Source organism: Paraburkholderia sp. J8-2, from assembly GCF_905220195.1.
In the GTDB taxonomy this organism is placed as follows: Bacteria; Pseudomonadota; Gammaproteobacteria; order Burkholderiales; family Burkholderiaceae; genus Paraburkholderia.
This window is the reverse complement of sequence record NZ_CAJMZA010000002.1, coordinates 179,627-198,102: the sequence shown is the minus strand read 5'-3', so window position 1 is coordinate 198,102 and position 18,476 is coordinate 179,627. Positions and strand designations below refer to the sequence as shown.

At 65.4% G+C, this 18,476-nt stretch carries 16 protein-coding genes; 7 read left to right on the top strand and 9 right to left on the bottom strand.

Features of this window, described 5'->3' with window-relative positions; all coding sequences use genetic code 11:
* Window positions 1-34: 34 nt before the first annotated feature.
* From yajC to queA, 3 genes are all read right to left on the bottom strand, one after another.
* A complete protein-coding gene (gene yajC, locus U5A52_RS06125; protein WP_028201984.1) occupies window positions 35-364 on the bottom strand; it encodes a preprotein translocase subunit YajC in 330 nt (109 codons plus the stop codon).
* A gap of 219 nt (window positions 365-583) precedes the next feature.
* A complete protein-coding gene (gene tgt / locus U5A52_RS06120) occupies window positions 584-1,795 on the bottom strand; it encodes a tRNA guanosine(34) transglycosylase Tgt (RefSeq protein ID WP_321913154.1) in 1,212 nt (403 codons plus the stop codon).
* 141 nt (window positions 1,796-1,936) lie between these two features.
* Window positions 1,937-2,998 carry a tRNA preQ1(34) S-adenosylmethionine ribosyltransferase-isomerase QueA gene (gene queA / locus U5A52_RS06115; RefSeq protein WP_321934271.1) on the bottom strand — a complete coding sequence of 354 codons (1,062 nt, stop codon included), beginning with the start codon at window positions 2,996-2,998 and terminating at the stop codon, window positions 1,937-1,939.
* A gap of 122 nt (window positions 2,999-3,120) precedes the next feature.
* Between queA and recG the strand changes: the two genes are divergently transcribed.
* The 6 genes from recG to ubiA all read left to right on the top strand — a co-directional run bounded on the left by recG (window position 3,121) and on the right by ubiA (window position 10,436).
* Window positions 3,121-5,532, top strand: coding sequence for an ATP-dependent DNA helicase RecG (gene recG, locus U5A52_RS06110; RefSeq protein WP_321934270.1), 2,412 nt, complete (start codon window positions 3,121-3,123; stop codon window positions 5,530-5,532).
* A gap of 159 nt (window positions 5,533-5,691) precedes the next feature.
* Window positions 5,692-6,651, top strand: coding sequence for a hydrogen peroxide-inducible genes activator (locus U5A52_RS06105; protein WP_069268466.1), 960 nt, complete (start codon window positions 5,692-5,694; stop codon window positions 6,649-6,651).
* A 396-nt stretch (window positions 6,652-7,047) separates the two neighbouring features.
* Window positions 7,048-8,487, top strand: a complete 1,440-nt coding sequence (locus U5A52_RS06100) for a catalase (RefSeq protein ID WP_321934269.1) — start codon at window positions 7,048-7,050, stop codon at window positions 8,485-8,487.
* A gap of 96 nt (window positions 8,488-8,583) precedes the next feature.
* Complete coding sequence (locus U5A52_RS06095; protein ID WP_321934268.1) at window positions 8,584-8,760, top strand: hypothetical protein; 177 nt, start codon at window positions 8,584-8,586, stop codon at window positions 8,758-8,760.
* Window positions 8,761-8,930: 170 nt separating this feature from the next.
* Window positions 8,931-9,419, top strand: coding sequence for a Dps family protein (locus U5A52_RS06090; RefSeq protein ID WP_158756997.1), 489 nt, complete (start codon window positions 8,931-8,933; stop codon window positions 9,417-9,419).
* A 153-nt stretch (window positions 9,420-9,572) separates the two neighbouring features.
* Window positions 9,573-10,436 (top strand): 4-hydroxybenzoate octaprenyltransferase, encoded by an 864-nt coding sequence (gene ubiA / locus U5A52_RS06085; protein ID WP_321913148.1) that lies wholly within the window; start codon window positions 9,573-9,575, stop codon window positions 10,434-10,436.
* A gap of 80 nt (window positions 10,437-10,516) precedes the next feature.
* Here ubiA and proC read toward each other — a convergent pair whose 3' ends face one another.
* The 6 genes from proC to U5A52_RS06055 form a co-directional block, all read right to left on the bottom strand.
* Window positions 10,517-11,332 carry a pyrroline-5-carboxylate reductase gene (gene proC, locus U5A52_RS06080; RefSeq protein ID WP_321913147.1) on the bottom strand — a complete coding sequence of 272 codons (816 nt, stop codon included), beginning with the start codon at window positions 11,330-11,332 and terminating at the stop codon, window positions 10,517-10,519.
* Window positions 11,333-11,354: 22 nt separating this feature from the next.
* Complete coding sequence (locus U5A52_RS06075; protein WP_321913146.1) at window positions 11,355-12,053, bottom strand: YggS family pyridoxal phosphate-dependent enzyme; 699 nt, start codon at window positions 12,051-12,053, stop codon at window positions 11,355-11,357.
* Window positions 12,054-12,229: 176 nt separating this feature from the next.
* Window positions 12,230-13,459, bottom strand: a complete 1,230-nt coding sequence (gene glcF / locus U5A52_RS06070) for a glycolate oxidase subunit GlcF (RefSeq protein WP_321913145.1) — start codon at window positions 13,457-13,459, stop codon at window positions 12,230-12,232.
* 18 nt (window positions 13,460-13,477) lie between these two features.
* Window positions 13,478-14,566 carry a glycolate oxidase subunit GlcE gene (gene glcE, locus U5A52_RS06065; protein ID WP_321913144.1) on the bottom strand — a complete coding sequence of 363 codons (1,089 nt, stop codon included), beginning with the start codon at window positions 14,564-14,566 and terminating at the stop codon, window positions 13,478-13,480.
* Between the two features lie 141 nt (window positions 14,567-14,707).
* Window positions 14,708-16,213: an FAD-linked oxidase C-terminal domain-containing protein gene (locus U5A52_RS06060; RefSeq protein WP_321913143.1), complete on the bottom strand. Its 1,506-nt coding sequence runs from the start codon at window positions 16,211-16,213 to the stop codon at window positions 14,708-14,710.
* Window positions 16,214-16,285: 72 nt separating this feature from the next.
* Window positions 16,286-17,701: an FAD-binding oxidoreductase gene (locus U5A52_RS06055; RefSeq protein WP_321934267.1), complete on the bottom strand. Its 1,416-nt coding sequence runs from the start codon at window positions 17,699-17,701 to the stop codon at window positions 16,286-16,288.
* Window positions 17,702-17,893: 192 nt separating this feature from the next.
* Here U5A52_RS06055 and U5A52_RS06050 point away from each other — a divergent pair, with 192 nt between their 5' ends.
* Window positions 17,894-18,469 carry a cob(I)yrinic acid a,c-diamide adenosyltransferase gene (locus U5A52_RS06050; protein WP_321934266.1) on the top strand — a complete coding sequence of 192 codons (576 nt, stop codon included), beginning with the start codon at window positions 17,894-17,896 and terminating at the stop codon, window positions 18,467-18,469.
* Window positions 18,470-18,476 lie beyond the last annotated feature (7 nt).

The following is an 18,476-nucleotide window of genomic DNA, read 5'->3' as shown; positions in this document are numbered from 1 at the left end:
TCGGAGGCAACGGCCTCGATGATGCAATGAAGCTTTACAGCGACTTGATCGTGCCCTTCGGCAGGATGGTCGAGACCGACGACTTCTGCACGGTGATTTCCGTGCCATCAGCGATTTCGACGCCCACGTAGGCTTCGCTGACCTTGGTCACCTTGCCGACGATGCCGCCGCTCGTGATCACTTCGTCGCCCTTGGCCATGGCCGAGAGCATGTTGCGATGTTCCTTCTGACGCTTCATCTGCGGACGGATCATGATGAAGTACAGCACGGCGAACATCAGAATGAGCGGCAGGAAGCTCATGAGGCTCGATTCGGCACCACCTGCTGCACTGCCTTGCGCGAAGGCATTGGAAATGAACGACACGTTGGTCTCTCCGTTTTTTACGATCAAAAAGCGAGCCGGTTATTCTACCACCGGCATTCATCGCGACGATGACGCAAAATAGGCTTTGCGATCAAGTGCTTATCTCGAATCCCGCCCCGGCGCGGCATGCTTGTGCGTGAAACCGGGGTGGGTCGAGCGCAGCGAATGCCTTCTCTGCGCCAAGTTGCGAAAGGTTATTGTAATGTCTGGCGGCTGGCCTCAGTCCACGCCGCGTGCGCGCTGCTCGGCGAAGCGCTGGCGGAACGCCGCGAACGTCTTCGTTTCGATGGCCGCGCGCATCTCGCTCATCAATTCCAGGTAGTAATGCAGATTGTGGATCGTGTTGAGCTGCGCGCCGAGGATCTCGCCCACGCGGTGCAGATGGTGCAGGTAGCCGCGCGTGAAGTTGCGGCAGGTGTAGCAGCCGCATTGCTCGTCGAGCGGGCGCAGCGAGTTGCGGTGCACGGCGTTGCGGATCTTGATGTCGCCAAAGCGCGTGAAGATCCAGCCGTTGCGGGCATTGCGCGTGGGCATCACGCAGTCGAACATGTCGACGCCCGCGGCCACGCCCGCCACCAGGTCTTCCGGCGTGCCCACGCCCATCAGGTAGTGCGGCTTGTCGGCGGGCAGCTTCGGCGCGATGTGTTCGAGCACGCGCATCATGTCTTCCTTCGGCTCGCCCACCGAAAGACCGCCGATCGCGTAGCCGTGGAACGGCATCTGCGAGAGACCGGCGAGCGATTCGTCGCGCAGGTCCTCGAACATGCCGCCTTGCACGATGCCAAAGAGCGCATTCGGGTTGCCGAGACGGTTGAATTCGTCGATCGAGCGCTGCGCCCAGCGCATCGACATGCGCATGGAGTCGGCGGCTTCCTTGTGCGTGGTCGGCACGCCGTTGGTCGCGTAGGGCGTGCACTCGTCGAACTGCATGACGATGTCCGAGTTCAGCACCTTCTGGATCTGCATCGACACTTCGGGCGAGAGGAACAGCTTGTCGCCGTTCACGGGCGACGCGAAGCGCACGCCGTCTTCCGAGATCTTGCGCAGGTCGCCGAGCGAGAACACCTGGAAACCGCCCGAATCCGTGAGGATGGGCCGGTTCCAGCCCATGAAGCGGTGCAGGCCGCCGTGCGCCTCGATCGTTTCCAGACCCGGGCGCAGCCACAGGTGGAAGGTGTTGCCGAGGATGATCTGCGCCTTCATTTCCTCGAGCTCGCGCGGCTGCGTGGCCTTCACGGTGCCGTAGGTGCCCACGGGCATGAAGATCGGCGTTTCGACCACGCCGTGATTGAGCGTGACGCGCCCGCGGCGCGCGAGGCCGTCGGTGCCGAGCAGCTCGAATTTCAGGCCGTTTTGCGGGCGTTCGCCCACGAGTTGACCCAAATAAGCGCCGTGTTCGGCGCGTGCGTTGTTTTGATGACCGTCGGTCATGCGTGGACTCCTGTGCAACCGGCGCTCTGCGTGGGACTGGCGTAAGCGCTAAAGCGCTAACGCCAGTCGACAAGTCCGGCGCAGGTAGTGAAACGCCGCCGCGCGTGTGCAGATCGCGTGACGGCCTGGAAAGCGTGGGTGTTACTTGTTCAGCGCGTTGTCTGTTCTGGTGAGCAGCATCGCATCACCGTAACTGAAGAACCGATACCGCTCGGCAATCGCATGACGATACGCCGCGCGGATCGTTTCGATGCCCGCGAACGCCGATACGAGCATCAATAACGTCGATTTCGGCAGGTGGAAGTTCGTGACGAGCCGGTCGACCACGCGGAACGTGTACCCAGGCGTAATGAAGATATCGGTTTCCGCCTGCGTTGCCGCGAGTGCGCGGCCTTCGCGGTCGGCGTCGCGCGCGGCGGCTTCGAGCGCGCGCATCGAGGTCGTGCCCACCGCGATCACGCGGCCGCCGCGCGCGCGCGTGGCGGCGATCTTGTCGACGAGCGATTGCGGCAGTTCGTACCACTCGCTATGCATCTTGTGCTCGGCAATGTTCTCCACGCGCACCGGCTGGAACGTGCCCGCGCCCACGTGCAGCGTGAGCGTGGCGCGCTCCACGCCTTGCGCGTCGAGTTGCGCGAGCAGGGCGTCGTCGAAGTGCAGGCCCGCCGTGGGCGCGGCCACCGCGCCCGGATTTTGCGCGAACACCGTTTGATAGCGCGTTTCGTCGCTCGCGTCGGCGTCGTGCGTGATATAGGGCGGCAGCGGCAGACGGCCGTGTTGCTCGATGAGCGTGAGGCAGTCGTCGGGAAAGTGCAGCGTGTAGAACTGATCGACGCGCTCGCCAACCGTCACCTCGAACGCATCGGCGAGGCGCAGCACCGTGCCGGGGCCCGGGCTCTTGCTCGCGCGGATCTGCGCGAGCGCCGAGCGCGCGCCGGTCAGGCGCTCCACGAGCACCTCGATCTTGCCGCCGCTGGCCTTCTGGCCGAAGAAACGCGCCTTCAGCACCTTGGTATCGTTGAAGACGAGCAAGTCGCCCGGCGCGATGCACGCGGGCAACTCGGAGAAGCGGCGGTCGGTGAAACGCGCAGGTTGCGTGGTGTTGTCGACCTCCAGCAGACGGCTCGCGCTGCGCTCGGGCAGGGCGGTCTGCGCGATCAGTTCCTCGGGGAGGTCGAAATCGAAATCGGAAAGCTTGAACATGCGGCCTGAAGTAACGGAAATGCGCCGGAGGCCCGGCGCGCGGCGGCTTTACTGGGCCGAACCGCCAAGCGGTTGCGCCCCCAAAAGCGGCTGCAATGGCCGCCCACGTTCAGTGAGCGGCTATGATTGCGGGACATGCGCTTGTGCGACATGCGCCCGATGGCAAAGGCCGTCGCGCTGCACGCGCCGCGCCATGCCGGAAAGCCGATATTGTACTTGCGAAGCTGCCCATGCCCTCATCCGTTAGCCGATTGATGTCCGAACCCGATGCCGCGAGCGACGCGCCCGACGACGCGCGCCTGCCCGAGGATGGCGCGCGGACGCGGCAACAGGAGGCGGCGCAAGGGGCCGCACCGCCCGCGCGCAAACGCGCCAGCAAAAAAACGGCAGAAAAGGGCGCAGATGTGGCCGCAGAAAAAGCCGCGGCCAAAGACAAGCCCAAGCTCACCAAAACCGCCGACCGCCTCGCGAAACTCGGCCTGCGCAGCGACATCGATCTCGTGCTGCATCTGCCGATGCGCTACGAGGACGAAACCACGCTCACGCCCATCGGCGAACTGCTGCCGGGCGGCATCGCGCAAACCGAAGGCGTGGTGTTCGACAACGAGATCGCCTACCGTCCGCGCCGCCAACTGGTCGTGAAGCTCCAAGACCACAACGGCGACGAACTGCATCTGCGCTTCCTGAACTTCTATGGTTCGCAGGTCGCGCAGATGGCGATCGGCAAGCGTCTGCGCGTGCGTGGCGATGTGCGTGGCGGCTTCTTCGGCATGGAGATGGTGCATCCGGCCGTGAAGGTCGTGGAAGGCGACGCGCCACTGCCGCAGGCGCTCACACCGGTGTATCCGTCCACTGCGGGCGTGAGCCAGGCGTATCTGCGCAAGGCGATCGACAACGCGCTTTCGCGCGCGCATTTGCCCGAACTCCTGCCCGAAGCCGTGGCGCACGAGTTCATGGCGCCGCTGGACGTGCCGCCGCTCATGGACGCGGTCAAGACCCTGCACCACCCGCCCGTGAACGCCGACGAGTACGCGCTCATCGAAGGCACGCATCCCGCGTGGACCCGCATCAAGTTCGAGGAACTGCTCGCGCAGCAACTCTCGCTCAAGCGCGCGCACGAAGAGCGCCGCACGCGCGCGGCACCCGCCATGGCGCGGCATGTCGCGGGGCGCAAGAGCGAAGAGACGCTGCTCGCGCGTCTGCGTGGCGCGCTGCCGTTCACGCTCACCGGCGCGCAGGAGCGCGTGGTGGCCGAAATCGCTCACGATCTCGAACAGCCGCACCCGATGCAGCGCCTGCTGCAAGGCGACGTTGGCAGCGGCAAGACCGTGGTCGCGGCGCTCGCGGCCGCGCAGGCCATCGACGCGGGCTATCAGGCCGCACTCATGGCGCCGACCGAAATTCTCGCGGAACAGCACGCACGCAAGCTGCGAGGCTGGCTCGAGCCGCTCGGCGTGCAGGTGGCGTGGCTTGCCGGCAGCCTGAAGGCGAAGGAAAAGCGCGCGGCGCTCGAAGCCGCGGCGCTCGGCACGGCGCAGCTCGTGATCGGCACGCACGCGATCATTCAGGAGGCCGTGGAATTCGCGCGCCTCGGCCTCGTGATCGTCGACGAGCAGCATCGTTTCGGCGTCGAGCAGCGGCTCGCGTTGCGCGCGAAGGCGCAGAACGCGCGGTTGCCAACGCAGTCTCCGGATCAGGCGCATCGCGAGTTCCAGCCGCATCAGCTGATGATGTCGGCCACGCCCATTCCGCGCACGCTTGCGATGACTTACTACGCGGACCTCGACGTCTCCACCATCGACGAGCTGCCGCCCGGCCGCACGCCGATCCTCACGAAGCTCATTTCCGACGCGCGCCGCGAGGAAGTGATCGCGCGTGTGCGCGCGGCGGCGCTCACGGGTCGTCAGGTGTACTGGGTATGTCCGCTGATCGAGGAAAGCGAGACGTTGCAGCTGCAAACGGCCGTCGAGACTTATGAAACGCTCGTGGCCGCGCTGCCGGAACTCACCGTGGGCCTCGTGCACGGCCGCCTCGCTTCCACGGACAAGGCCGCGGTCATGGACGCGTTCTCACGCAACGAAGTGCAACTCCTCGTGGCGACGACGGTGATCGAAGTGGGCGTGGACGTGCCCAACGCCTCGCTGATGGTGATCGAACACGCCGAGCGCTTCGGCCTCGCGCAGCTTCACCAGTTGCGCGGGCGCGTGGGGCGGGGCAGCGCCGCTTCGGTGTGCGTGCTGCTCTATACGGGGCCCTTGTCGCTCACGGGCCGCGCGCGTTTGCAAACCATGCGCGAAACGACCGACGGCTTCGAGATCGCGCGCAAGGACCTCGAAATCCGCGGCCCCGGCGAATTCCTCGGCGCGCGTCAATCCGGCGCGGCGATGCTGCGCTTCGCGAACCTTGAAAACGACGCGTGGCTCATCGAGCCCGCGCGCGGCGCCGCCGATCGCCTGCTGCACGAGTTTCCGCACGTCGTCACGCAGCATTTAAACCGCTGGCTCGGCGCGCGCGAGCAATATCTGAAAGCGTAAATAGTCCATTTAGCGCATTGCGCGGAACCTGCGCGCGCCAACGCCGTCTGACCCTTTTGCTTTGATCACGCCCCGCATAGGGGTGTTGATTATTGGCGAATCGCCGCCATAGGTGTATAAGTACAAGCTATTGAATCACCCTTTTTGATTGGTCCCCGAATGACGCTCACTGAATTGAAATACATTGTCGCGGTAGCTCGAGAGCGCCACTTCGGACGGGCCGCGGAAGCCTGCTTCGTGAGCCAGCCGACCCTTTCGGTCGCCATCAAGAAGCTCGAAGACGAACTGAATGTGCAGATCTTCGAGCGCGGCACGAGCGAGGTGAGCGTGACGCCCATCGGCGAGCAGATCGTCACGCAAGCGCAGCGCGTGCTCGAGCAGACGCTCGCGATCAAGGAAATCGCCAAGCAGGGCAAGGATCCGCTCGTCGGGCCGCTGCGCCTCGGCGTGATCTACACGATCGGGCCGTACCTGTTGCCCACGCTCGTCAAGCAGATGATCAAGCGTGTGCCGCAAATGCCGCTCATGCTGCAGGAGAACTACACGCTCAAGCTCATCGAACTGCTCAAGCAGGGCGAGATCGACGTGGCAATCATGGCGCTGCCGTTCCCCGAAACCGGCCTCACGCTGCGTCCGCTCTACGACGAGCCGTTCGTCGTGGCGCTGCCTTCGGGCCATGCGTGGGAGCAGCGCCCGAAGATCGATCCGGACGACCTTAAGCAGGAAACCATGCTGCTGCTCGGCAGCGGCCATTGCTTCCGCGACCACGTGCTGGGCGTGTGCCCGGAACTGATGCGCTTCTCGCAAAACGCCGACGGCATCCAGAAGACCTTCGAAGGCTCGTCGCTGGAAACCATCCGCCATATGGTCGCAAGCGGAGTTGGCATTACCGTGCTGCCGCGCATGTCGGTGACCGAGGTGAAGCCGCACGCGGGCGGCGTCGATTCCGGGCTGCTGTCGTACGTGCCGTTCGACGAACCGGTGCCCGACCGCCGCGTGGTGCTCGCGTGGCGCAAGAGCTTCACGCGCATGCCGGCGATCGAGGCGATCGTCGACGCCATTCACGCCTGCGAGTTGCCCGGCGTGAAGAAGATCGAGGCACCCGCCGAGGCTGCCTGACGGTCATCGCGCCGTGCGCTTTCGGGCTGCGCGGCGCGTTTTCCTCTCTGGCGCGGCATTCGCCCGCGCCACCGTTCCCTCCCCCTGCGTTTCTTGCGACCCCAATAATCAACGTCTATTCGATAGATTAAGTAAATCAAATTATCGATATAGATAGTCTTTGATAAAGTTTCCTCCAACCGACACCAACCGGCAACCCAACTGGAGGAAGCGATGCAAACCACCCACTCGAACACGCCCGCACCCAGCACCTCGGCACGCGCCGATTCCGGCCTTCGCACTGTGTGGTTCTCGCTGCTGGTCGACCGCGCGTTGTCTGCCTGACGCTCTCGCGCCAGCGCGCCGCAGCATTCCCCGCATTCCAGAACACACCCGCAAGCAAGAAAGGAATCCAGCATGACCGACCGTACTCTCACCTCGGCAGCCGGCGCACCCGTCGTCGATAACCAGAACTCCCTCACTGCCGGCCCGCGTGGCCCCGTGATGCTGCAAGACGTGTGGCTGCTCGAAAAGCTCGCGCACTTCGACCGCGAAGTGATTCCCGAGCGCCGCGTGCACGCGAAGGGCTCGGGCGCGTTCGGCACGCTCAAGGTCACGCACGACATCTCGCGTTACACGAAGGCCAAGGTGTTCGGCGAAGTCGGCAAGGAAACGCCGCTCTTCATCCGTTTCTCGACCGTGGCGGGTGAGCGCGGTGCAGCCGATGCCGAGCGCGACGTGCGCGGCTTCTCGATCAAGTTCTATACGGAAGAGGGCAACTGGGACATCGTCGGCAACAACACGCCGGTGTTTTTCATTCGCGATCCGCTCAAGTTCCCGGACTTCATCCACACGCAAAAGCGCGATCCGCGCACCAACATGCGCAGCAATGTGGCCGCGTGGGACTTCTGGTCGCGTCACCCGGAGTCGCTGCATCAGGTGACGATCCTCATGAGCGACCGCGGCATTCCGAAGAACTATCGCCAGCAGCACGGTTTCGGTTCGCACACGTTCTCGTTCATCAACGCGAATAACGAGCGCTTTTACGTGAAGTTCCACTTCAAGTCGGCGCAGGGCGTGGAGAACTACAGCGATGCCGAAGCGGCGCAGGTGGTTGCTCAGGACCGCGAATCGGCGCAGCGCGATCTGTTCAACGAGATCGAGAAGGGCAATTTCCCGAAGTGGCACTTCCGTATTCAGGTGATGCCCGAGGCCGATGCCGCGAAGGTGCCGTACAACCCGTTCGACATCACGAAGGTCTGGCCGCACAAGGACTATCCGCTGATCGACGTCGGCACGATCGAGTTGAACCGCAATCCGCAGAACTATTTCGCCGATGTCGAGCAGGCCGCTTTTACACCGGCGAACGTGGTGCCGGGCATCGGCTTCTCGCCGGATCGCTTGTTGCAGGGGCGGTTGTTCTCGTATGGCGACACGCAGCGCTACCGGCTTGGCGTGAACCATCACCAGATTCCGGTGAATGCGCCGCGTTGCCCGTTCCACTCGTTCCACCGCGACGGCGCCATGCGCACCGACGGCAACCTGGGCGGCAACGTGAACTACGAGCCGAGCCGCTTCGGCGACTTCGCTCAGCGTCCGCAGGCCGGTGAACCGCCGCTCGCAGCGGGTGCGGTCGATCACTACGATCACCGCGAAGACGACGACTACTACAGCCAGCCGGGCGCGCTGTTCCGGCTGTTCGACGCGGGACAGCGCGAACGGCTTTTCGCGAACATCGCGCGACACATCAGCGGTGTGCCCGCGGAGATCGTGGCGCGCCAGATCGAGCACTTCCGCCGCGCCGACCCGGCGTATGCGCAAGGTGTGATCGACGCGATCGCGAAGCTGGCTAAATAAGGTGGAAGGCGCGGTTTGTTGTCGCAACGCCGGGACAACGAGCCGCGCCCGAAGCAGGACTTCCAGGAAGCACCGAAGCACCAAAGGAGCACGATCATGACCCGTACGATGACGATGACCCTCAGGACCATGGGACGAGGCGAGGCCGCCACGATGGCGCGCACGCGCGCGGAAGGCACGCAGATCGTGCGCCGCATGGTGGGTTTCGCGATTGTGGCGAGCGGCTTCGTGGCGATCGCCATGCAAGCCCTTGCGCACTTCACGGGGCACTAAACGTGCTGCGCACGTTGCTCGGCAGTAGGGCCGGATGAACAGGGTTTCCGATATTTCCAGGCTACACTGACGGCCGATCGAGCGTTCGCGCGCCATTATCGAGAGGCGCCAGGCGACGCAACCGGATCGCAACACGCACGCGTAGTCTCACTGCTACACAAGGAGTCGTCATGGCCAAAAAAGCAACCGTACAGCACGTGAACATCGGCATCAGCGACAAGGATCGCAAGAAGATCGCGGATGGTCTCTCGCGCCTGCTCGCAGACACCTACACGCTGTATCTGAAGACGCACAACTTCCACTGGAACGTGACGGGGCCGATGTTCAACACGCTCCATCTGATGTTCGAGGGGCAGTACAACGAACTCGCGCTGGCCGTGGACGCAATCGCCGAACGCATTCGTGCGCTGGGCGTGCATGCGCCGGGCAGCTACAAGGAGTTCGCGAAGCTCTCGTCGATTCCCGAAGCGGACGGTGTGCCGAACGCGGAAGACATGATCCGCCAGCTGGTGGAAGGCCAGGAAGCCGTGGTGCGCACCGCGCGCGCGATCTTCCCGTCGACGGAAGCCGCCAACGACGAGCCGACCGCCGACCTGCTCACGCAACGCATGCAGACGCACGAAAAGACCGCGTGGATGCTGCGCTCGCTGCTGGCCTGATGCGCAGCGGCGCCGCACGGGAAGGGCAATGAAAGGCCCGCCGGACGTCCGGCGGGCCTTTGTATTTTGCGCGGGTGCGGCTCGCGGCAAGGGCGCGGGCGGCAAGGCGGCGCCCTGGCCTACAATAGCGGCATCGCTTTTCCCGCCCCGATCATGTTCGCCCGACTCCCGCTCTATTTGCGGCTCGTCCGCATGGACAAGCCGATCGGCAGCCTGCTGCTGCTGTGGCCGACGCTCAACGCGCTCTGGATCGCTTCCGACGGCCGTCCGCCGCTTTCGCTGCTGATCATCTTCACGATCGGCACGGTGCTGATGCGCTCGGCGGGCTGCGCGATCAACGACTACGCCGACCGCGACTTCGACCGCCACGTGAAGCGCACCGCCGAGCGTCCCATCACGTCGGGCCGCATTCGCGCCTGGGAGGCGGTAGCAATTGCCGCGGGTCTCGCGCTCGTGTCGTTCCTGTTGATCCTGCCGCTCAACGCGCTCACGAAGCAGCTTTCGGTCGTGGCGCTGTTCGTGGCGGCGTCCTATCCGTTCACCAAGCGTTTCTTTGCGATTCCGCAGGCGTACCTGGGCATTGCGTTCGGCTTCGGCATTCCGATGGCGTTCGCCGCCGTGCAGGACCATGTGCCGGCGCTCGCATGGATCATGCTGGTCGCGAACGTATTCTGGTCCGTCGCCTACGACACCGAGTACGCCATGGTCGATCGCGACGACGACATCAAGATCGGCATTCGCACCTCGGCGCTCACGTTCGGCCGGTTCGACGTGCTCGCGATCATGCTCTGCTACGCGGTGACGCTTGGCATTTACGTGTGGGTGGGTTTGACGCTGGGTTTCGGCTGGCTTTACTGGCTTGGCTGGGCGGCTGCGGCGGGTTGTGCGATTTACCACTACACGTTGATCAAGGGCCGCGAGCGCATGCCGTGCTTCGCCGCCTTCCGCCACAACAACTGGTTGGGCGGCGTGCTGTTCGTGGGGATCGCGGCCCATTACGCCGTCGCGGGACTCTAAGGCCAGCTCGACTCCAAACGAAAAAGCGCCGGGTGCATGACACACCCGGCGCTTTTTTTTTGTATGACGCTGCGGCAGGCTTACTGCTTGCCGAATTCCTCGCCCATTTCCTTCGCACGCGCATCGGCCGCGAGCGCGCCCTTGACGATGGCGGCCTTCACGCCCGATGCGTCGAACGACGCCAGTGCGGCAGCCGTCGTACCGCCCTTGGAGGTCACGCGCTCGCGCAGCACGGCGGGCGGCTCGTCCGATTGCAGCGCGAGCTGTGCAGCACCCGCGAACGTGGCGATGGCGAGCGCGCGGCCTTGCTGCTCGTCCATGCCGAGCTGACGCGCCGCTTCTTCGAGCGCTTCGATGAAATAGAACACGTAGGCCGGGCCGCTGCCCGAGATGCCCGTGACCGCGTCGATCTTCGCTTCGTCGTCGAACCAGACCGTTTGGCCCACCGCGCCGAGCACGTCGGACGCGAGCTGGCGGCCCGCCGCGTCCACGCCGCTGCTTGCGACGAGACCGGTTGCGCCCATGCCGATCAGCGCGGGCGTGTTCGGCATCGTGCGCACGACGCGCGCATGGCCGTTCAGCCAGCGCGAAAGGTCGTCGATGCGAATGCCGGCCATGATGCTGATGACGACCTGATGCGCGCCGAGGTGCGGGGCGATGCCTTCGGCCACGGCTTTGGCGATTTGCGGCTTCACGGCGATCAGCACCGCGTCATACGACGCGAGCGCGGAATCCGCGGCGGCGCCGGTGCGCACGCCGAACTGTTCGGCGCTGCGCTTGCGGGCGTCCTCGTTCGGATCGATCGCGTACAGATTGTCGGCGGGAACGCCCTTGCGGATCAGGCCGCCGATGAGCGCGGCGGCCATGTTGCCGCCGCCGATGAAGGCAATTTTCATGGTGATGGAATCGTTCAATGAATCAGTGAGAGTAGTCGCGCGCGCCGAAGATCGCGGTGCCGACGCGCACGATCGTCGCGCCTTCGAGCACCGCGGCTTCGAGGTCGGCCGACATGCCCATGGAGAGCGTGTCGAGCGCGAGGCCTTCTGCGCGTAGCGCTTCGAACAGCTCGCGCAGTTGGCGGTGCGGCGCGCGTTGCGCCTCGAGCGAGGTTTCCGGCTCGGGAATCGACATGAGCCCGCGCAGGCGCAGGTTGGGCAGGGCGGCGATTTGCTTGGCGACCTGCTGCGCTTCTTGCGGGGTGACGCCGCTCTTGCTGGCCTCGCCGCTCACGTTGACCTGGAGGCAGACGTTGAGCGGCGCCATGCCGGCGGGACGTTGCGCCGAAAGGCGCTCGGCAATCTTCAGACGATCGACCGAATGGACCCAGTCGAAACGCTCGGCCACGGGGCGTGTCTTGTTCGATTGGAGCGGCCCGATGAAATGCCATTCGATGCTCGCGCGCAGGTCGGCGAGCGCCTCGATCTTGTCCACGGATTCCTGCACGTAGTTCTCGCCGAACGCGCGCTGGCCGGCAGCGTGAGCGGCGCGTACGTCCTGCGCGGGAAACGTCTTCGAAACCGCGAGCAACTCCACGCTTTGCGGGTCGCGGCCGGCGTTGCGGGCGGCGGCGGCGATGCGCTCGCGGACAGCTTCGAGATTGTGGGAAAGATCGGTCATCGGGCTTGAAGGCTGACGCGTAACGTGGCTCGCGCCGCTTTTGGATCCAAAACGAACAGAACGACGGCCATTATACGGACTGCGCACGGCGCAAAACACTGGCCAGAAAGGCTATACCGAATGGCCGACTGTTGGCGCGCCGCGCGCTTCGTTACGCTGGTTCCGTTGCCGATGGCTCAATTCGTTGCCAGCATATGTTCGACCAGCTCGATCCAGTGCGTGACCGGAATCGCCGTGCCGCTTTGCAGGTGCGTGATGCAGCCTATGTTGGCGGAAACGATCAGTTGCGGCTCCAGCGCCTGCAGCCGGTCCACTTTCTGGTTGCGCAGCGTATAGGAAAGGCGCGGTTGCATGATCGAATAGGTGCCTGCGGAGCCGCAGCAAAGATGGCTGTCGGCGGGCAGCCGCACGTCGAGCCCGAGCGCGGTGAGCAGCTTTTCCACGCCGCCGCGCAACTGCTGGCCATGCTGCAGCGTGCAGGGAGGATGCCAGGCCACCGTCTTGATGCCGCGCCGTCTCGTTGCGGCCACGAGTTGTTCCTCGAACGCGGGCAGCAGCTCCGAAAGATCGCGCGTGAGTTCGACCACGCGGCGCGCTTTCTCCGCATAGGCCGGGTCGTCGCGCAGCAGGTGCGCGTATTCCTTCACCGTCGCGCCGCAGCCCGAGGCGTTCATCACGATCGCCTCCACGCCTTGCTCGATGTACGGCCACCAGGCGTCGATGTTCGCGCGCACGTCGTCGAGCGCATCGTCGGCGTAGCCCATATGCAGGCGGATCGCGCCGCAGCAGCCCGATTGCGGCGAGACGATCGTCTCGATATCCAGTGCATCCAGCACGCGCGCGGTGGCGATGTTGATGTTGGGCATCATCGAGGGCTGCACGCAGCCTTGCAGCATCAGCATCTTGCGCGCGTGCTTCGCCGTGGGCCACGCAAGCGAGCGCTGGCGCACGGGCACCTTGTCGCGCAGGCGCTTGGGCAGAAGCGGGCGCACCTGCTGGCCAAGGCGCATGGCCGGCGTGAAAAGCGCGCGGCGCGGCAGCAGGCCCGCGAGCAGGCGGCGCATGAGGCGCTGGCGCAGCGGCCGTTGCACCATCTGTTCCGCGTGCTTGCGGCCCACTTCCACGAGGCGCCCGTACTGCACGCCCGAAGGGCAGGTCGTCTCGCAACTGCGGCACGTGAGGCAGCGGTCGAGGTGCGTGAGCGTGCTCTTCGTCACGGGCGCGCCTTCCACCATCTGCTTCATCAGATAGATGCGCCCGCGCGGGCCGTCCAGTTCGTCGCCGAGCAACTGATAGGTCGGGCAGGTCGCGGTGCAGAAGCCGCAATGCACGCACTTGCGCAGGATCGCGTCGGCTTCGTCGCCGTCGGGGGTGTTGCGTATGAAGTCCGCGAGGTTCGTCTGCATCGCCGCGTGTGGGTGTCGTCAGAAGTCGGAATACAGCCGGCCGCGATTGAAGATGCGGGCCGGGTCGAAGGCGGCCTTCAGACCGCGATGGATCTTCATGAGCGGCGCGGGCAAGGGCGTGAAGACGCCCGCACTGCGGTCGTAGTCACGCCCCGTGCGGAACATCGTGGCGTGACCGCCGGCCTGCTTCGCGCTGATGCGCACCGTTTGCGCGTCGGTTTCCGTGATCCACCAGCGCTGCGCGCCGCCCCACTCCATGAGTTGCGCGCCTGGCAGTTGCAAGGGCTCCGCGATCGAGGGCAGCGCGAGCCGCCACAGCGCCGCATTCGGTGCGATCGAGGCAAAGAACGGATCGGTCTGCTCGCGCAGCCCCGCCCAGAAGCGCTCGGCCTCCACGGCGTCCACCACCTCACCGCCCAGGCTCGCGCGCGCGGTTTTCACGGCCGCCTCCGCGCCGGCGAGGCGTACCGCGAGCGTTCCGTTGCGCCAGGCGCTCGCCGTCATCGGCAGCGGGCGGCCGCCCCATTCGTTGAGCTTGCGTACGGCGTCGGTGCCGTTCATGTCGAACTTGAGCGTGGTTTCCGCTTGCGCAACCGGCAGCACCTTCACCGAAAGCTCCAACAGCAGGCCGAGCGTGCCGAGCGAGCCCGCCATGAGCCGCGAGACGTCGTAGCCCGCCACGTTTTTCACTACCTGGCCGCCGAAATGCAGCACCTCGCCGTGGCCGTTCATGAGCACCGCGCCCAGCACGAAGTCGCGCGGTGCGCCCGCGCTCGCCCGCCGGGGACCGGCAATGCCTGCGGCAATGCAGCCGCCCAGGGTGGCCTGGGCGCCGAAGTGCGGCGGCTCGAACGCGAGCATCTGGCCGTGGGCCGCAAGCGCCGTTTCGATTTCGACAAGCGGTGTGCCGGCGCGGGCCGTGATCACCAGTTCGGCTGGGTCGTACGCGATGATGCCGCGGTGTGCGCGCGTGTCGAGAATCTCACCCTCGAGCGACTGGCCGTACCAGTCCTTGGTGCCCCCTCCGCGAATGCGCAACGCCCGCCCATCGGCGCTCGCTGCCCGGATGCGTTCGGACCAGTCCGAGACGATGTCGTCCTCTTCCATGTCGTGATGGTCGCGCTCGTTCGTTATATGGTTCGCTCGATTGTACTGAGCGAACCTCGCCTGACAACCCGGAGCGGACCCTCATGCGGGTCACGCGAAACGCATAAATGGCGCGATGCCTTGCGCGTGGTCGTGCGTCTGTCAGAAGCGCGGCAATTCAGGGTGCGGCAGCAGATTGCCCCGCACGTGCATGCGCCCGTATTCGGCGCAGCGCGCTCGCGTGGGGATCCCCTTGTCGGGGTTCAGCAGTCTGGCCGGGTCGAACGCGTGTTTCACCGCGTGAAACGCATCGCGCTCCTGCGGCGAGAATTGCACGCACATCGAATTGATCTTTTCGATGCCCACACCGTGCTCGCCCGTCACCGTGCCGCCCAGTTCTACGCAGGTTTCGAGAATGTCCGAGCCAAAGGCCTCGGCGCGGTGCCATTCGTCGAGGTCATTACCGTTGAAGAGAATGAGCGGGTGCATGTTGCCGTCGCCCGCATGGAATACGTTGATGCAGCGCAGCCCATACTGCTTTTCCATCTCGTGGATGCGCGCGAGCAGCGGCCCGATCGCGCGGCGCGGTACCGTGCCGTCCATGCAGTAATAGTCGGGCGAAATGCGGCCCGCCGCCGGAAACGCGTTCTTGCGGCCCGACCAGAAGCGCAGGCGTTCTTCCTCGGTGCGCGAGATCTGGATGCGCGTGGCGCCATGCTCGCGCAGCACCGTGGTCGTGCGCGCGATTTCGTCGGCGACTTCCTCGGGCGTGCCGTCGGCTTCGCACAGCAGGATCGCGGCGGCGTCGAGGTCGTAGCCGGCGTTCACGAACTCCTCCACGGCGCGCGTGGCTGGCTTGTCCATCATCTCCAGGCCCGCCGGAATGATGCCCGAGGCAATGATGCCCGCTACGGCGTCGCCCCCCTTCACGACATCGTCAAAGCTCGCCATGATGACCTGCGCCGTTTGCGGGCGCGGAATCAGCTTGACGGTCACTTCGGTAACGATCGCGAACATGCCTTCGCTGCCGATCATCACCGCGAGCAGATCGAGGCCCGGCGCATCGGGCGCAAGCGAGCCGAATTCGACGATCTCGCCATCCATCGTCACGGCGCGCACGCGCAGCACGTTGTGCACGGTGAGACCGTACTTGAGGCAGTGCACGCCGCCCGAATTCTCCGAAACGTTGCCGCCTATCGTGCAGGCGATCTGCGAGGAGGGATCCGGCGCGTAGTAGAGGCCGAAAGGCGCCGCCGCTTCGGAAACGGCCAGATTGCGCACGCCAGGCTGTACGGTAGCCGTGCGCGCGTACGGATCGACTTCGAGAATGCGCTTGAAGCGCGCGAGCGAGAGCACGATGCCGTGCCGGATCGGCATGGCGCCGCCCGACAGGCCGGTGCCCGCGCCGCGCGGCACGACCGGCACGTCGAGCCGCCGGCAGATCTGCACGATGCGCTGCACCTGCGACTCGGTTTCCGGCAGCGCCACTGCGAGCGGCAGCCGCCGGTAGGCGGCAAGGCCGTCGCACTCGTAGGCGACGGTGTCCTCCTCGCGATGCAGCAGGCAATGCGCTGGCAGCACGGCCATCAACGCCTGGACCACCTCACGCTGACGCTGCGCGAGCGCCTCCGGGCTCAGCTCGGGCAAGTTCGCGTCTGGTGCGTTCATGTCTCCTCCCGTCTGTTGCGGTTGTTTGCGCTCGCTAAGCGCTTTTGCGCGCGTGTCGCGCTTGCTCGTTGGTTACGCCGCCCAGCTGAAGATCTTGCCCGGATTCATCAGGTTGTGCGGATCGAGTGCGTGCTTGATCGCGCGCATCGTGTCGATGGTGTCCGCGCCGTGCTCCTCCACGAGAAAACCCATCTTGTGCAGACCCACGCCGTGCTCGCCCGTGCAGGTGCCGTCCATTGCGATCGCGCGCTGCACGATGCGATGGTTCAGGCGCTCGGCCTCGTCGATCTCCTCGGGCTTGTCAGGATCGATCAGGATCGCCACGTGGAAGTTGCCGTCGCCCACGTGGCCGACGATCGGGCAGGGCAGCGGCGAGGCTTTGAGATCGGTTTCGGTCTCGATCACGCATTCGGCGAGGCGCGAGATCGGCACGCACACGTCGGTCGTCACGGCGCGGCAGCCGGGCTTCAGTTGCAGCATCGCGAAATAGGCGTTGTGGCGTGCGTTCCACAGGCGGCTGCGGTCCTCGGGGTGCGTGGCCCACTCGAAGCCTTCGCCGCCATGCTGTGCGGCAAGCTCCTGCACGAGCTGTGCTTGCTCCGCGACGCCCGCCTCGGTGCCGTGAAATTCGAAGAAGAGCGTGTGCTTCTCGCGCAGCGTGAGATTCGAATGCTTGTTGATCGCGCGCACCGCGAGCGAGTCGATGAATTCCACGCGCGCGATCGGCACGCCAATCTGAATCGTTTCGATCACCGTGCGCACGGCCTCGGCCATCGAAGGGAACGCGCACACCGCCGCCGAGACCGCCTCGGGCTGCGGGTAGAGCCGCACCGTGATTTCGGTGATCACGCCGAGCGTGCCTTCCGAACCCACGAAAAGGCGCGTGAGGTCGTAGCCTGCCGACGACTTGCGTGCGCGCGTGCCGGTTTTGACCACGCGGCCGTCGGCGAGTACGGCGGTCAGGCCGAGCACGTTCTCGCGCATCGTGCCGTAGCGCACGGCGTTGGTGCCCGAGGCGCGCGTGGCCGTCATGCCGCCGATGCTCGCGTCGGCGCCCGGGTCGATCGGGAAGAAAAGACCCGTGTCGCGCAGCGCTTCATTGAGCTGCTTGCGCGAGATGCCGGGCTCGACCGTCACCGTGAGGTCTTCGGCGTTGATCGAGAGCACGCGGTTCATCTGCGAGAGGTCGATCGACACGCCGCCCTGCACGGCCAGCAAGTGACCTTCGAGCGACGAACCGTTGCCGTAGGGAATGATCGGCACCCCATGACGGGCGCACAGCTTGACGACGGTCTGAATGTCCTCGGTGCTCTGCGCGAACACCACGGCGTCGGGCAGTTGCGGATCGAAGGGAGACTCGTCGCGGCCGTGGTGGGCGCGCACGGCTTCCGAGGTGGAGACGCGTTCGCCGAACGCGCTGCGCAGTTCATCGAGGAGTTCGGCGGGGAACGGGCGGCGTGCGAGAGCCGGCGGCGCGGGGTGATTCACGCGGGTGTCTCCTTCGTATGGGTATGACTTCTGGCGTGGACCATTTTACGCTGAACGTCCGGGGCGCAAAGCCGCGCTCCCTTTGCTGCGACGCATCAAACCTATAATGGCCGCCGGATATGCGCGCTTTTGGTGGCGCTGGGCGCGCGTCACGCGCGAACTGCGCGAATTTTTCGCCTCGGAGGGCACAACATGGGCAATCGCCTGAGCAAGATCGCAACGCGCACCGGTGACGACGGCTCTACGGGTCTCGGCGACGGCAGCCGCGTGCGCAAGGACGACGCACGCATCGCCGCGATCGGCGACGTCGACGAACTGAACTCGCAGATCGGCGTGTTGCTGTGCGAGACGCTGCCCGACGACGTGCGCGAGGCGCTCGTCGCCATCCAGCACGACCTGTTCGATCTGGGCGGCGAACTGTGCATTCCGGGCCACACGCTCGTGACCGACGAACACCTCGCGCGGCTCGACGCCTGGCTCGCGCATTACAACGGCACGCTGCCGCCGCTCAAGGAATTCATTCTCCCAGGCGGCTCACGGGCTGCCGCGCTCGCCCATGTGTGCCGCACGGTGTGCCGGCGCGCCGAGCGCGTTGTCGTCGCACTGGGCGCAGCGCCGAACTCGGGCCCGCCGCTCGCCGATACGCCGCGCCGCTACGTCAACCGGCTCTCCGATCTGCTGTTCGTGCTCGCGCGCGTGCTTAATCGGGCTGAGGGAGGCAGCGACGTGCTTTGGCGGCACGACCGTGGCGCAGGCAAGGGCGAGTAGGGAATAA